10 protein-coding genes and 1 tRNA gene are annotated in these 14,999 nt (G+C 46.1%); 5 read left to right on the plus strand and 6 right to left on the minus strand.

Annotated features, from left to right (window positions below; all coding sequences use genetic code 11):
- Positions 1-325: 325 nt before the first annotated feature.
- The 4 genes from DPRO_RS01130 to DPRO_RS01145 form a co-directional block, all read right to left on the minus strand.
- Entirely contained in the window at positions 326-1,708 is a 1,383-nt protein-coding gene (locus tag DPRO_RS01130) for an MBL fold metallo-hydrolase (protein ID WP_097010419.1), read from the minus strand.
- An 82-nt stretch (positions 1,709-1,790) separates the two neighbouring features.
- Positions 1,791-2,864, minus strand: coding sequence for a hypothetical protein (locus DPRO_RS01135; protein ID WP_097010420.1), 1,074 nt, complete (start codon positions 2,862-2,864; stop codon positions 1,791-1,793).
- A gap of 32 nt (positions 2,865-2,896) precedes the next feature.
- Positions 2,897-4,555: a Na/Pi cotransporter family protein gene (locus tag DPRO_RS01140; protein WP_097010421.1), complete on the minus strand. Its 1,659-nt coding sequence runs from the start codon at positions 4,553-4,555 to the stop codon at positions 2,897-2,899.
- Between the two features lie 268 nt (positions 4,556-4,823).
- Entirely contained in the window at positions 4,824-5,159 is a 336-nt protein-coding gene (locus DPRO_RS01145; RefSeq protein ID WP_097010422.1) for a hypothetical protein, read from the minus strand.
- A gap of 599 nt (positions 5,160-5,758) precedes the next feature.
- Here DPRO_RS01145 and DPRO_RS01150 point away from each other — a divergent pair.
- Positions 5,759-6,409, plus strand: coding sequence for an IS1595 family transposase (locus tag DPRO_RS01150; RefSeq protein WP_097012874.1), 651 nt, complete (start codon positions 5,759-5,761; stop codon positions 6,407-6,409).
- A gap of 483 nt (positions 6,410-6,892) precedes the next feature.
- Here DPRO_RS01150 and DPRO_RS01160 read toward each other — a convergent pair whose 3' ends face one another.
- Both DPRO_RS01160 and DPRO_RS01165 read right to left on the minus strand, forming a co-directional pair.
- Positions 6,893-7,519: a LexA family transcriptional regulator gene (locus DPRO_RS01160; protein ID WP_097010424.1), complete on the minus strand. Its 627-nt coding sequence runs from the start codon at positions 7,517-7,519 to the stop codon at positions 6,893-6,895.
- A gap of 952 nt (positions 7,520-8,471) precedes the next feature.
- A tRNA-Asn gene (locus DPRO_RS01165) sits at positions 8,472-8,547 on the minus strand.
- A gap of 274 nt (positions 8,548-8,821) precedes the next feature.
- On the opposite strand from DPRO_RS01165, the gene lysS reads away from it, so the two are divergent.
- The 4 genes from lysS to bamA are packed head-to-tail and all read left to right on the plus strand — an operon-like array spanning position 8,822 to position 14,971.
- Entirely contained in the window at positions 8,822-10,330 is a 1,509-nt protein-coding gene (gene lysS / locus DPRO_RS01170) for a lysine--tRNA ligase (protein WP_097013616.1), read from the plus strand.
- Between the two features lie 31 nt (positions 10,331-10,361).
- Entirely contained in the window at positions 10,362-11,591 is a 1,230-nt protein-coding gene (locus DPRO_RS01175) for a lipoprotein-releasing ABC transporter permease subunit (RefSeq protein ID WP_097010425.1), read from the plus strand.
- The gene (locus DPRO_RS01180; protein WP_097010426.1) at positions 11,584-12,267 is read left to right on the plus strand and encodes an ABC transporter ATP-binding protein; all 684 of its coding nucleotides are present in this window, start codon (positions 11,584-11,586) and stop codon (positions 12,265-12,267) included. Before DPRO_RS01175 ends, DPRO_RS01180 begins: the two co-directional genes overlap by 8 nt.
- Positions 12,257-14,971 (plus strand): outer membrane protein assembly factor BamA, encoded by a 2,715-nt coding sequence (gene bamA, locus DPRO_RS01185; RefSeq protein WP_097010427.1) that lies wholly within the window; start codon positions 12,257-12,259, stop codon positions 14,969-14,971. The genes DPRO_RS01180 and bamA overlap by 11 nt, the downstream gene beginning before the upstream one ends.
- Positions 14,972-14,999: the final 28 nt, after the last annotated feature.

Here is a 14,999-nt window from a genome sequence, read left to right on the forward strand (position 1 = left end):
GCATGAGGAGGCTATTCATTCCTGTATGAATTTGTCCCTTTTTCAAGAAAGAGGGTCAAGCGGTTTGAATACCGTTGGCCGAGCGATGTGTGCCGCTGGCCGAATTTTAGGCAATTTGATGTTCTGTTAAGGACGGGAGAGAGAGGTTGCACAAGCTGCACTTCCGCATGGGGATAACTTTGTGCGTAATACTTTTATAGCCGTATAATAACTGATGATCGTTTCAACAGTTAGACAGTAAAGACGGCGGAGGAAAGAAGGGGGCAAACTCTTGGTGGAGTCCAAAAAGACAGGGCCTTGAAATTCAAGGCCCTGCATGTGTGTGCTATTTTTCGATGTTGTATCCTGCTCGTGACCAGGCCAGAAAGCCGCCTGCAAGCGCTTTTACATCCCAGTATCCGTGTCGTTGCAGATAGGATGCTGCGATATTGGAGCGATATCCCGAGGCGCAGTAGAGGATATGGTGTTCATCTTCTGCCAGTCCGAATTTGCCATCAAGGATATCGGCCAGCGGAATGGTTTTGGCACCGGGGATGATGCCTTTGCCGACCTCACCAGGTGTTCGCACGTCGATAAGGCTGAGCGGAGTATTGCTTTCAAGGTTATGCTGGATGTCCTGAGCAGACTCGATGGAGAGTTTGTCCACAGGTTTGCCACTGTAGACCCAGGATTGGATCCCACCGGAAAGGTAGCCGAGAATATTGTCGTAACCGATTCGGTGCAGTTCGGTCCGCATCCGGTCATAGTCGTTTTTGGAATCCACAATAAGCAGGAGATCGGCATTCGGTTCAACCACCATACCTACCCAGTTGGCCAAGCTGGGTTCAAACCCGATGTTGAGCGATCCCGGGACATGGTATCCGGCGTAGGATGCTGCATCTCTGACGTCGATGACTGTTGCGCCGTCGATCATTTTTTCTTCAAAGCGCATGGGCTCCATAGCCAGGTCCACCGGGCACCGTTCCAGTAGCGGGGTGCCGTTGGCGTTTGTCGAGATGATATGAGTAAAACTCTTCGGTCGAGCAGGGAAGTCCTGGCTCATGGCTAGATGAAATGATTCATAGGAATCAAAGCCGAGCATCGGATTATGCCGTCTTTCAAACCCCAGAGTGGAGTTCGGTTTGGAACTCATGCCGCGACCGCACAATGAACCAGCTCCATGTGCCGGGAAAACTTCCAGGCTGTCGGGGTTTTCTTTGAATTTGACGTAGAGCGTGTTGTAGAGGTTGTCTATCTGCTCATCCAGTTTAGCGTCTCCAACCAGGTCTGGTCTGCCTATATCGCCGACGAAAAGCACATCTCCGGTAAGAAGCATCCAAGGCTCATCACCTCGTGATCGGTCGGTGACCAGTAGGGAGAGAGCATCAGGTGTATGTCCCGGGCTGTGAATGACTTTCAGAACCGTATCGCCGACAGTCAGTTCCTGGTTCTCGATAAGGGGAGTAAAATCATAATTAACCGGTGAACTCTCGTACATCATGATATCGCACCCTGTGTGGGATTTAAGCTCCTGGGTGCCGGAGATGTGATCTGCATGTACGTGCGTATCGATGGTGTGCACGATCTTCATGCCTTCTTCACGAGAGATATCAAGATAATCCTGAACATCTCGTTTAGGGTCGATAACTATCATCTCCCGAGCGGCTGGACAGCCGATAATATATGAAAAGCAGCCAAGTCCCGGGGTCGTTATTTGCTTAAAATACATAGTAACTCCTAATGAAATGAGTAGAACAAATTACCGTTCAGGGTACGATGCAATCATGTATGTTTCAATCGTCCGTCAGCATTTAACTTGCAGCCAGTTTTTTGGCCTCCTGGCGAAATCTTTCTGCCATGTCTTCAAGTGTCTCTGCCACAGCATCAAAGGTTGCTGTTTTGTCAGACTGTTGCGGCAGTGTGCGTCGGTAACTCCACTGAGCAAGGTAGAAAAGGTCGGAGGGAGAACAGCCTCCGCATGTATTACCAAGCTTGGTAATAATGGAGTTTTTGATCCTTTCGCGCTGAATGATGGCAGACTTCAAGCGATCGCTTGCATTGGAAACGTCCTTGTTGTCAGCAATGGCCATCTGCAGTTGGCTGTTATAGCGCTCAACCGCTTTAGCTGCCTGTAAGTAAGAAGCTGCGTCATCCATCAATGAAGGGTCGCTTGCAAGAGTGCGAAAGACACTGGCGGTCTGGTCCAGTCGAACAGCATTGAGTCGGAGCATCGAAGCCACTTCAATGTTTTCCAGAATCCGAAGCTGTTTTTCGCCGGAAACCAAATACTCTCGCTGTTCATTGGTCGCAGTCTCTTTGAGGTGCGCTAAAAAGGCCGGTGCGTAGATTTGATGAAGTGTTCTCACCATATCGGGAGTGAACGCATAGTCGAGAACACTCGAACGAGCAGTCCTGATATTTTGAACTTGAACAGCAAATCCCTTGAGTTCCAAACCGAAATACATATTCAGGGATTTCGGAGAAACCTTTGTTGCAGGCTTGCCGTTTACATCCTGAGGTTGGAAATTTTTAAGAAGATACTCTGCAAGGGATTCGACAAAGCTGAAAGTGACGATGCTGTCTTCTTCCACTTCAGTTACTTGAGGGGCAGGCTGTTTGTCTTCCTTTTCAACTTTCGCAGTTGTATCCGTTTGTTCAGACGGAGACTCTTCTTCCTGTTCTTTTTTTTGGGGAGGAGTGTAGTCAGGTTCAGCCTCCTGACCTTTTTCAACCCAGGCAGGAGCCTGAGCAGTCTCTTCAGGAGGGGAAACTTCCTGACGTAGTGATGTACTGTTTTCTTCCTGCTTGGGAATCAGCAGATAAGCGCCGAGGGCCAGAACCAACGCGCACCCAATCAATATAATCGCAAGTTTCTGACGGTTCATAAGTATGCCTCCATTGGGCATTGAATATCAGGTTATTCTGATGGTTTCCAGGTGAAATCATTTTCCTTGTCAGCGTTTGCGCAGGTGATATCCCTGTTTCGCAAGTCTGCCCAGTAATCTGTCCCCTTGATGGCTTGATCGCACATCATGCGCATGTGCGAGTAATAATCGAGCAGGGCAACCATACGGTCGAGTTCGATCTTTCCGTTGGCCCCATCTTCAAGAAGTGCTTCTTTTAATTCTTGATACTGATCATGCAGTTCGTGAACGGACTGCTTTAATTGGTTGAACTCCGATGAGCATGGAGTGTGCGCAATATTCAAAATGTTTTTGACTTCGTGTTGAAAGTTTCTGGCACACTCATGCGAGTAGTCTGGCAGTTGGTGGTTCAACAGGGCGTGTTCCTGTGAAACTTCATCAATGATGTTTACGGATTTTCTAAAATATTGAATTACGCGTAAGCTCAGTGGGAGTCTTGAGGCGACTGTCTCCGGTAGATTCACATGTTGGAGTTTTACGCAGAACTTTCTGATGGCTCTGACAAGCCCGTCGAATTGAGCCCGGTCTTTGATGAAGTCTTTATCTCGAAATTTCGAGGTCAGTGCCTTCTGTCCCATGGATCGTGTCAGTTCCCCCAGCCGCCCAAGCTCCATGAAAAGTGCATCCATAGCCAAGGAAGGTGTGGATAGGACGTTGCTGTCAATGTACTTGGGTTTACCAAGATCGGCGAATTCTTTCCCGATGTGTTTGTTAAGAAGTGTGACAAATCGTTTTGTGAAGGGGAGAAAGAGTATTACACCCAATACGTTGAAAAACGTATGAAAAACAGCAAGCGTCGCTGCGACGTTGGCTGCTTGGCCTGCAATGGGGATGAGTGAAATTGCATGTATGAAAAAAGGGATCAGCATCAATGCGACAACCCCTGTCGCAAAGTTGAAAACAATATGTGCCGCAGCAACCTTTTTGGCATTATAGGTGGCGCCAATAACTGAGAGGGCGGCTGTGGTAGTAGTGCCGATGTTGGTTCCAATGACGGCTGCCGCTGCGCTTTCAAGGGTGATGACATTGGACATCGCTGCCGTTAGGACAAGGGCCATGGCTGCGCTGGAGCTTTGCATGACGAGCGTAAGCATTGTTCCAATACCAACGAACAAAAGTATCCCGGGGATACCCGCAACATTGAAAGTGGATAGGTCTATACTGCCCTGAATAATGTGAAAAGATGATTGCAGCGTTTCAATTCCAAGGAAAAAGATACCGAATCCGGCAAAAGCATCGCCAAGATGCTTTCGGCGCGAAGTTCCGGTTGTTAATCGGAGTGCCGCACCTAGTCCGATGAGTGGGAGAGCAAGAGCCTTGACTTTTACACTCATGCCGACGGCAGCAACAATCCAACCTGTTACTGTGGTTCCTACGTTACTGCCGTAAATGACACCAATTGATTGCGCAAGGGACATCAGCCCGGCATTTACAAATCCAATGACTGCGACAGTGATGGCGCTGGAAGACTGAACCAGTGCTGTTATCATGAAGCCGGAAAACAGCCCGCGAATAGGCGTTTTTGTCCACTTTCCCAGTATACTTCTCAGTGCAGGGCCTGCGGCATTTCGGAGGCCGTTCGTCATCAGGCGCATGCCCAATAGAAAGAGGCCCACGCCTCCAATTAATCCGGATATAAGTTCAACAGTCATTTCTACAGTGTTTCCTTGTTTTATTTGTATTCACTGTAAGGAGCCAGAATTACAAAGTAAACACATTTCAAAGGAGTTTACGTTAATCGTTAGTCTTTGCTTTTACTGTTAACACAATAATATATGATTCGAAAAAAGTAATTATCATGGAAAATGAATCATATGTCATACGTTCTTGGAAAGCATAGCGACAGCGCGGAGCAGGCGCCGTATTCAGCAAAAAAAAAACCGCGCTTGGGCGCGGTCTTTTGGCGGTAAAGAGTTCATGCTAACTAAAGTAGCGATTTTTGTCCTCGCGTTCTTTTGCTGTATCAAAATCAATATTAATCCCAGGACGTTCATTTGGCTTGTTTTTGGCTTTTACTGCATAGAGTATTACGCCGAAAACAGCTACTGCTCCAACGATAATCGATGAAATGAGAATTGTTTCCATATGATCACTTTTATCCCAATCACTACTCTCAGGCAAGCGGTTTTGAGCTGGCCTCTGTTGTATTTGTTGGTAGATTGAATGTTCCTGAACCATCAACTGCGGCTTCGATAAATCAAAAAAATGAACGGGTAAAGAAAAAGCCCTTACGATTTCTCGTAAGGGCTTGGTCATTCGGTGGCTCCCCAGCACGGACTTGAACCGCGAACCTAGTGATTAACAGTCATGATCTTGTGCCTTTTGTTGGCTTTGACCATCTATGAATGCTTTCATAGGATTATTTTTATCAATTGGGACAGGGCGATTGTCACTCGTAGAAGTCTGATTTAAATGGGTTCCTCATCTGGAAGCGTTACAAATTAATTTGGAGCCTAACAATAGCTTATGAGGATTGCTCGAGCTTAAAGTTCAAGAGCAAATGCGGTCAGAATGCGGCGTCATAGGGCAGCTTTGTCAAGATATATTGATGATTTAAGATGTATGTGGAGGGGGGCATATTAAGTGATAGAGTCTGTATTACTAACAATCCACCGTGGTGGACGATTTGGGGGGGCAATCGCAGGCTGTGGATATCATAAGTTAAGATGTTAAAAAGCGCACTACTTGGGGGATGTGAACGTGGCTCAATATCAATGGTTGTACATGTATAAATTTACCTTAGTGGGTTTTCAAATACGGCATGGCGCTTGAGTATTTCTACAATAGGTCAACCCGAGATATTGTTTTAGTAAAGGGGCTGTACCAGATAACTCCTTTGGGTTATCGGTATGGCAATGCGAAAAAGTCGTTTGAGCAAGGACAAGCAGCTTCGTTTAATCGAACATTTTGTGGCTGGCACGACAGCTCGTTGCGCTGCCGATCTGGTTGGTGTGAACGTCAAAACAGCCGCCTATTACTTTCACCGGCTCCGGGAAATCATAGCGGTAGAAGAGTCCTGTGAAGGGATGGATTTTGGCGAATTTGAGGTCGATGAGAGCTACTTCGGTGGCAAGCGAAAGGGCAAAAGAGGACGTGGGGCGGCTGGTAAGGTTCCTGTTTTTGGAATCCTTAAAAGGGGCGGGAAGGTCTATACACAGGTGATTCCTGATGCGAAAGGTAAAACCTTGCTTCCCATTATTCAGGAAAGAATCCAGCCAGACAGTGTGGTTTACTCGGACTGCTGGTATGGCTACAATGTCCTTGATGTGTCAGCGTTCAAACACTTCCGAATCAACCACTCGAAGCTGTTTGCAGATAGCCACAACCACATCAATGGAATCGAGAATTTTTGGAACCAGGCCAAACGCCATATGAGGAAATTCAACGGCATTCCAACCAAGCATTTTTCTCTGTTTTTAAAGGAATGCGAGTGGCGTTTTAATAACAGCAATCCGCGAAGCCAGTTTAAACAACTGAAACAGTGGGTTAGAAGACATATGGGCTAGTTATCTGGTACAGCCCCTTAGTAAATTTATATCCCTATTACGGAAATCTCTAAGGAATGTACTACGTCAAGTGATTGCTACAGGAGGTGAGAGTGTCGGCGAAGTTAGAAGTTAATAGGAGCAGCAGAAGGAGAAAATATAGCGCATTTGAAAATAACCATCCATTCAGTCTAGCGATACTAAAGTCTATGTCGTTTCCTCTGGGCTGTGTCTACATGGACCAGATTTACGAAAGGGGACGGATATCCCCAAACGTGACAATCGAGATGGAGACAACCAGCTTGGTTAAGTAGTCAAAGAGGATGCCTGTTAAGGATAGCTGCACTCCCAAACAGCATTAGGTATGGCAAGGTAAAGTCTTACAATTAAAGCAAATATGTCTGATATTTTGCCAGGAAGAGAGCTTAGGCCCCATCTAACTCAGCGGTATAAAAAACCAAAATTATACAATTTCAGTCTTTTGTTATACAGTGTTTGGTGAGTCTATAAGTCTCGGCTTACCCATACCGCCTGTCCAATGACCTTTATAAGTTTAGCAGGACTTTGCCAGCTTTGATTGTCCATAAATATTAATCCATGGGGGCCATAACTGCAGCGTTTAAAACATATACATCCACCAAGTTCAATAGCATAAATCTTATCAGGAACAGGGGGCCTGTCTTGCTTATTAAAAATGACTAGATCACCCTGTCTTATAGACTTGTATATTGAGTTGTCAGGAGCATACATACCTACTAAGTTTTCAAGCTTCCCGTACCTTTCCAACCAGTCAGGACTTAAGACAATGTAATCAACTATCTCATTATCCTCATGAGATACAACCGGCAATTCAATACCTATTCGTGAACGTGGTGACGTTTTTGAGTTTTTCCTCACAAGCCTTGGGTAGATAGCCCCCTTACCTGTCTTAAGGAACTCCTTGCTAATTTTATGTTGCTCCTCAAGGGTGCGAAGCCATGAGTGAGGGACTTTGCCAGTTCTCTTGACATAAGAAACAGCTGCCCTCGACAGTCCAAGTAGATCAGCTAACTCAGTTTGTTGAGTAATGCCTGAAGTTTCTTGGATTCTTGAAAAGAATTCTTCAAAATCTAAATCAGAACTTTTCCCCATTGCTTCCTCAATTAGTAGGCTTGATAGTTTTTAGGACGGAGCTTTATCTTTATAAGCACCTTTAATAATTTAATTAAGGGTGAATAATGTTCTTGTCAAATGGAGTCTTGATTGTCCGTTAAGATTTAACTGTAAGCAAGGGGGGCTAAATCATGAAATGGTTAAACGTATGAATGATGCCAGTAATTATTATATCTTAGTATGTTTATTCCATAAAAAACATTAAGATAGAGTGTGCAAGCGGTGGAGGGGGCGGTAAGATTACTTATTGAATATAAATTGTTACCCACTTAATCAATTGTGTTTGGTGTTGTGAGCTAAGAATCAGCGCGAGCACTCTCCAATCATTCGTAAGCACGTTCAAAGGATTGAGAAAGTATACGGAAGGGGTAGTCCTATTATTGTGCTGTACTCCAAGTAGGCACTTAATATGCCGGAGATAAAAGGTGTTTGCAGGGCGAGTTGGCTTTCGATTCTGCGAAATGTTATTGGTTGGACTTTCTCTTGGACACATAGGCTCTCACATCCACTTGTGGGCTAATAGAAGCGGACAACATTGACTTCCCACTATGCTATGCCTGTCGAGCTTTGTTGAATTAACATTACTAGCGGGCTATCCAGCGTCAGGATGCCACATCGACAAAGTTGTCTTAGAAATTGTTGAGGAGTTAAGTATTCCGAAGGCACCTCCTATGCCAACTCTTGCCCTTCTTTTTTTGTGAATTAGGGATTTTTGGAAGGACTTGTAGGTATGTTTAGGTAATTATAAAAAGTTAGTAACCAACTTTGGCACAAGCCAATTGATTGTTACTGGTGTGTGGGGAGTAGAGCTTGCTGCTCCCTTTTTTTATAAAAATTAGATCGTAGGTGGAGCAAGCCGCTACCAATCGTACTGTTTTATTTAATAAAAAAAAAAGCCCTTACGATTTCTCGTAAGGGCTTGGTCTTTCGGTGGCTCCCCAGCACGGACTTGAACCGCGAACCTAGTGATTAACAGTCACCCGCTCTGCCGATTGAGCTACTGGGGAACATTTGCCGTCGAAGCGAAAGAGGGTTTAAATAAATCAGCGCAGGGCGTCAAGCATAAATTTAAATTTTTTTAAAAAAAGTTTAAATGTCCAGTTACATGTTAAAGGGTCCATTTTCTTGACGGGAAGCGTTATTTGGCATACGCATTTGACGTCTCTTGTATTTTTCTAGACTTAGCAAGAGTTAGGGATAAATAAATTGTCAAAGAATAAGAAAAAAGCAAAGAAAATCAAGCTTGCGACCAAGTCCGCTCACGCGGAACGGTTTATGCCCATGCTCGAAGCCCTGCAGTCCAGGGACGAGCTCAATCCTGTTATCAAGACCCGTGTCGAGAAGGCATGTGGCCTGTTGGATGAAAATGTTCATCTTTATCCTAATGACTTCAAGCGTGATACTGAGATTCAGGAAATCTGGGATCAGTATATTGAAGTTGAAGGAGAGGAGTTGGAAGCCGTCGACCGTGAATTCGCTATCGCGGGTCGCGTCGTTTCCTATCGTTCCTTTGGTAAGGTGACATTCTTTCATGTGCAGGACCGCAGCTCGAAGATTCAGGTTTATGCTGCCCGTGATGAACTCGGCGCCGATCCGTACAAGCTCTTCAAGAAGACAGATGTCGGAGATATAGTAGGCGTCGTCGGTGGGTTGTTCCGCACTAAAACTGGTGAACTCACCCTCAAAACCAAATCGTTCCAGCTTGTCAGCAAGTCCATGCGTCCGTTACCGGAGAAATACCATGGGCTTAAAGATGTTGAGACACGGTATCGTCAACGATATGTCGATCTTATCGTTACTCCTCGGACCAAGGAAATCTTTGAAATGCGAACTGCAATTGTTCGTGAATTGCGTGATTTTCTTGACGAGAAAGGGTTCATGGAAGTTGAAACCCCTATGATGCAGGCCATTCCAGGTGGAGCTACTGCCAAGCCTTTTGAAACGCATCATAACGCTCTCGACATGAAGTTGTACATGCGTATTGCTCCCGAGCTTTACCTCAAGCGTCTGCTGGTTGGTGGCTTTGAGCGAGTATACGAAATCAACCGAAATTTCCGAAACGAAGGTATTTCAACACAGCACAATCCAGAGTTCACCATGCTGGAGTTCTACTGGGCGTATGCAAACTTCGAAGATCTCATGGATCTTACTGAAGAGATGTTTTCTCGTATCGCCAAAAAGGTCACCGGCTCTTCCGTAGTCCCTTATCAGGGCGTGGATGTCGATCTTTCCGTCGGTGCCTGGACTCGCATGGCATTCCATGAGTCTCTGGAAAAGATCGGTGGTGTGCCTCCCGAAATTTATGCTGATTATGATAAGTGTAGAGACTTCGTTAAGGAGAAGGGCGAAAAGGTTATCGAGGGAGAAAAACTCGGTAAGCTTCAGGCCAAGCTGTTTGACGTTCTCGTAGAGCCTAAGTTGGTTCAGCCGCACTTCATCTATCATTACCCGACAGATATCTCTCCGCTTTCTCGTCGCAATGAGGATAATCCTGATATCACTGACCGCTTTGAGCTGTTCATGACGGGGCGCGAGATGGCAAATGCCTTTTCCGAGTTGAACGATCCAGTGGATCAGCGTGGTCGATTTGAAGATCAGGTTGCGGAAAAGGAAGCTGGCGACGAAGAAGCCCACTTCATGGATGATGACTATGTACGTGCCCTGGAATACGGAATGCCACCGGCTGCAGGGCAGGGTGTCGGAATTGATCGCCTGGTTATGCTGTTAACAGATAGTGCTTCCATCAGGGAAGTCATTCTGTTTCCGCTGCTCAGGCCGGAGGTTGGGTAAGGCCACGGGGTCACCCAGGTAGAATCCGTATATGCGATTCGAGACTTTTGTAGCATTAAGGTATTTGTTCGCACTGCGAAAGCAGTCGTTCATCTCTATCATTTCCTTATTCGCAATTTGCGGCGTTGCAATTGGAGTCGGAGCACTCATTGTCGTCATTGGCGTAATGAATGGTTTTTCCCATGATCTTCGAGAAAAGATTCTTGGTGTGAACTCCCATATACTTGTGACCTCCATTCGTGGTGGAATCAACGATTACAGAGAAATGGCTGGCGCTGCCAGTAGTGTGAAAGGAGTAACTGGTGTTACTCCCTTCATTTATTCCGAGGTCATGCTTTCCACTCGAAATGGGGTGAAAGGCGTTGTTCTGAGAGGGATCGACCCTGGAACATCTGATTCCGTTTTAAGTCTTTCGAAAGACATGATCAGCGGGGATGTCGCGAATCTTGAGGTTAATGGCGATGTGCCGGGTATTATTGTTGGAGCTGAGCTCGCACGACGGCTTGGTCTCTCGCAAGGATCAGAGGTAAATCTGCTTTCACCTTCAGGGCGATCCGGTTCTGCGGGATTTACTCCTAAAATTCGTCGCTTCGTTGTGGCAGGCGTATTCCGAACAGGTATGTTCGAGTATGACTCGACGTTAGGATACGTGACCATACCCGCTGCAAGGAAGTTGTTGGGATTCAAGGGCGACATTGTTTCCGGGTTGGAAATAAGTGTTGATGATGTCTACAATGTTAGCGCTATTTCTGAGGCGATAAAGCAAAAGGTCGGTTCTTTTACTGTCTATGTTCGCCATTGGCAGGAAATGAATGCGAATCTTTTCGCTGCATTGGAGCTGGAAAAAACAGCCATGTTTATCATCCTGGCGATGATAGTCCTTGTTGGTTCCTTTTCCATCGTGACGACCCTGGTGATGCTGGTGATTCAGAAGACGAAAGATATCGCTGTGCTGATGTCGGTTGGAGCAGATACTGCCAGTATTCGCAGAATATTCATGCTCCAGGGAACCTTTATTGGTGCGACGGGTACAGCCATCGGATTCCTCATAGGGGTTCCTTTGAGTCTGCTTTTGAAGAAGTATCAGTTTATAAAATTACCAAGCAACGTGTACCCAGTTGACTACCTGCCGGTCAGGCTTGAATTCATGGATATGGCTGCTATTGGTGTTGCAGCGTTCATGTTGTGTTTTTTGGCAACCATATATCCGGCTCGACGTGCTGCCGCACTAAGTCCGAGCGATGCCTTGCGTTATGAGTAGAGAACTATTATATCGCTTGGTTGCCGTCGAAAAGGAATTTGAAGGGCCTTCTGAAACCCTTCGAATTTTGCGCAAAATCGATTTGGATATACCGCAAGGAGAGTCCTTGGCGGTTGTTGGTGCTTCCGGCTCAGGTAAGACAACCCTATTGCACTTGCTTGGCACATTGGATACAGCCTCAAGTGGGCAGGTTTTTTTGGATGGGGTTGATTTAACCACGTTGGACAATAGGCAAAAGGCTCGGTTACGAAACCGAGATATTGGTTTTGTATTTCAATTTCACCACCTTTTGCCTGAATTCTCCACGCTGGAGAATGTTGCCATGCCTGCTTTCATTGGAAAGATGGGGCGCTCTGAAGGGATTCGTTTAGCCAAAGAAGCCCTGGAAATGGTCGGGCTAGGACACAGGCTGGACCATAAAGTCACCACGTTGTCCGGTGGTGAGCGACAAAGAGCAGCTATTGCCAGGGCGATATTGTTGAAGCCAAAAGTGCTTCTCGCTGATGAGCCGACAGGAAACCTTGATGAGGAAAACGGTGCTATGATTGGTAATCTTTTGGTTTCCTTGAATAAAGAATTGGGAATGACATTTGTCGTTGTTACGCATAATCCTGAACTCGCGGGTATGATGCACCGTCGGGTTGAATTGCGTTTAGGAGAACTCTATGCGCTTTAGTCTTTTTCGCAGCTATTTGATCGGATTCTTAGCCGCTGTATTACTGTTTACTGCCAGTACTTCGCAAGCTGCTCAAAATGTCTCCCAGGACGTCAAGGTTGCTGTCCTGCCTTTTACTATTAATGCAGGTGAAGATTTAGCTTATCTTCAGGACAGTCTGCCGGAGCTGATAGCTGATCGGCTCGGTGAAGCTGGCTTTCAAGTCGTGAGCAGTGATGTTGTTGACAAGCTCATCGCCGACAAAGGAATTACCAGTATTGATTCCGGCATTGCAAAGGAGTTGGCCTTGCAATCTGGAGCCGCATTTTCAATTTATGGTGACCTCAACCAAATCGGTGAAAACCTGTCACTTGATGCACGCTTGATCGATGCTTATTCCGATGATCCGGCAAAAAAGATATCTGTTACAAAAGAAGGGTTAATCAACCTTCTGCCTGCCGTAGATGCTCTTGTTGAACGCATGCGCATGGATTTGTTGCGTTTGGACGTCATTGGCGAAGTCGATGTAGAAGGCACCAAAGTTCTGGATAAAGATGTTGTGCTGATGCGGTTGACTTTGCAGAAAGGTGATCTGCTGACTGCGAAAACCGTCAACACGGCGTTGAAGAATATTTATGATTTGGGGTACTTTGACGATGTTCGCGTCAAGGTTACACCTGCTGACGAAGGCAAACGTGTTACGTTTGTAGTCGAAGAAAAGCCACGAATTCTTGCAGTCGGAGTAACAGGCTCAGACAATATCGATTCGGAAGATATTGTTGAAGCCATGTCCACCAAGAAGGGTGGTGTAGTTAACCCGAAAGTCTTGGCTGAAGATATTCGCGTGATCCGCGAGATGTACAGGAAAGACGGATACTATAAAGCCAAAGTCACTCATGAGATTGAGGATGCCGGAAACGGTACGGCCAGATTGACACTGATTGTCGATGAAGGACGCAAGCTTTATATTGAAAATGTTGTCATTGACGGTGCAGAGCAGGTCGACCCGGATGACGTAAAGGACGTTCTTGCTTTGCAGGAAAGAGGCATGTTCTCTTTCATTACTGATACTGGCGTCTTGAAAGAAGAGCTGCTTGAGCGTGATACTTCTGCCATTCAGGCTTTCTATCAGAGTAAAGGCTTCCTGAATATCAAGGTTGGCCGTCCTGAAGTAGAGATCAAAGAAGACGGAATTACAGTCATCTACCGAGTCTGGGAAGGTGATCGCTACAAAATGGGGGCGACTGCCTTCAAGGGCGATCTGATTGAAGATACTTCCAAATTGCTTGAAGTTGTTTCCATTGATGAGTTGCAGACGGAAGACGAGTACTTTGACCGTTCCGTGATTCAGGGCGACGTGGCGAAACTCACTTCTTATTATAATGATTATGGCTACGCCTACGCCGATGTAAAAGTGCATCTCCAAGACGATGCTGCAACCAAATCGGTTGGGGTCGTTTATACGATCAGCAAGCACCAGCGTGTGCATATTCGCCGCGTACTGATCGAAGGTAATACTCGAACCCGTGACAACGTTATTCTTCGTGAGATGCGACTTGCTGATGGTGACCTTTTCAGCGGTAAGAAGCTCAAACGCTCTTACGCTCGTCTGGGGAATTTGAACTATTTCGAAAAGGTTGACATCACCCCCGCACCGACAGGTAATCCTGAAGAAATGGACCTTATTGTTAAGGTTAAGGATAAACCAACCGGCAACATCGGTGGTGGTATCGGTTATTCCACATACGAGAATGTATATATTGGCGGTAATATCACGGAGACCAACTTGTTTGGTAAAGGGTATCACCTGGCTTTAAATGCTTCATTCAGTGGAGTAAGTACCAAGTATGCTTTAACTTTCCGCAACCCGCATATTAACGATACGGATGTTGGTTTTACCGCTGAAATCCATAATCGAGAAGATGAATATAACCGTTATGACAAGGATTCGACCGGTGGAAGTATCAACTTCTCTTATCCCATAGGCGAATACACCAATCTTTCCTGGGGATATCTGGCAGAATCTTATGAAATCAAAAACGTTGACTCTGAAGCCTCAGATGACGTTAAGGAAGATGAAGGTTCTCACTTCCTCAGTCAGCTGAACGGTCGATTTGTCCGTGATACCCGAGATTCAAACAGGGCCACTCGCACAGGCACCAGGACCGCTCTGACCGTTCTTTACGGTGGTGGTGCCATTGGTGGTACAGATAACTTTGTAAAGTACATGGGCGAGTATAACTGGTGGACTCCGGTATTCGAAGAGGTGGTTTTCCATTCAAAATTCTGGGCAGGATTTGTTCACAAGAACTTCAACGGGGATGAAATTCCCACTGACCAGCGTTTTGATTTGGGTGGCATCGGAGATGTGCGCGGCTACTCCCGAGACAAGATTACTCCGCTTGACAGTTCTGGTGATGAACTTGGTGGTACCAAGGCTTTTTACACCAACCTTGAGTTGACGAGGGTAATCAATAAGGAATACGGGATCAGCGGACTCGTTTTCTTCGATGCTGGTAACGTCTGGAAAGAGGAAGAAACAATGTTCTCATCTCCGACCAGACACGGTGAAAGTCCTGTAGGGGGCTTGTACAAAAGTGTTGGCGCCGGTATCAACTGGTATTCCCCCATGGGACCACTTGCTCTCGTTTACGGATACGGTCTCGACCAGATCGGCTCCAGTGGACGTCATAAGTTTGAGTTCACCATGGGCCAACAGTTCTAATGTTTAGCGAAGCAATCTCAAGGAGTTT

It is taken from the genome of Pseudodesulfovibrio profundus, from assembly GCF_900217235.1.
Lineage (GTDB): Bacteria > Desulfobacterota > Desulfovibrionia > Desulfovibrionales > Desulfovibrionaceae > Pseudodesulfovibrio > Pseudodesulfovibrio profundus.

What these genes read in the sequence shown, in the direction of transcription:
- DPRO_RS01180 (WP_097010426.1), top strand. Translation starts at nt 11,584, where the DNA reads ATGAGTAGAGAACTATTATATCGCTTGGTTGCCGTCGAAAAGGAATTT.
- DPRO_RS01160 (WP_097010424.1), bottom strand. Translation starts at nt 7,519, where the DNA reads ATGGGGAAAAGTTCTGATTTAGATTTTGAAGAATTCTTTTCAAGAATC.
- DPRO_RS01140 (WP_097010421.1), bottom strand. Translation starts at nt 4,555, where the DNA reads ATGACTGTTGAACTTATATCCGGATTAATTGGAGGCGTGGGCCTCTTT.
- bamA (WP_097010427.1), top strand. Translation starts at nt 12,257, where the DNA reads ATGCGCTTTAGTCTTTTTCGCAGCTATTTGATCGGATTCTTAGCCGCT.
- DPRO_RS01175 (WP_097010425.1), top strand. Translation starts at nt 10,362, where the DNA reads ATGCGATTCGAGACTTTTGTAGCATTAAGGTATTTGTTCGCACTGCGA.
- DPRO_RS01150 (WP_097012874.1), top strand. Translation starts at nt 5,759, where the DNA reads ATGCGAAAAAGTCGTTTGAGCAAGGACAAGCAGCTTCGTTTAATCGAA.
- DPRO_RS01135 (WP_097010420.1), bottom strand. Translation starts at nt 2,864, where the DNA reads ATGAACCGTCAGAAACTTGCGATTATATTGATTGGGTGCGCGTTGGTT.
- DPRO_RS01130 (WP_097010419.1), bottom strand. Translation starts at nt 1,708, where the DNA reads ATGTATTTTAAGCAAATAACGACCCCGGGACTTGGCTGCTTTTCATAT.
- lysS (WP_097013616.1), top strand. Translation starts at nt 8,822, where the DNA reads ATGCTCGAAGCCCTGCAGTCCAGGGACGAGCTCAATCCTGTTATCAAG.
- DPRO_RS01145 (WP_097010422.1), bottom strand. Translation starts at nt 5,159, where the DNA reads ATGACCAAGCCCTTACGAGAAATCGTAAGGGCTTTTTCTTTACCCGTT.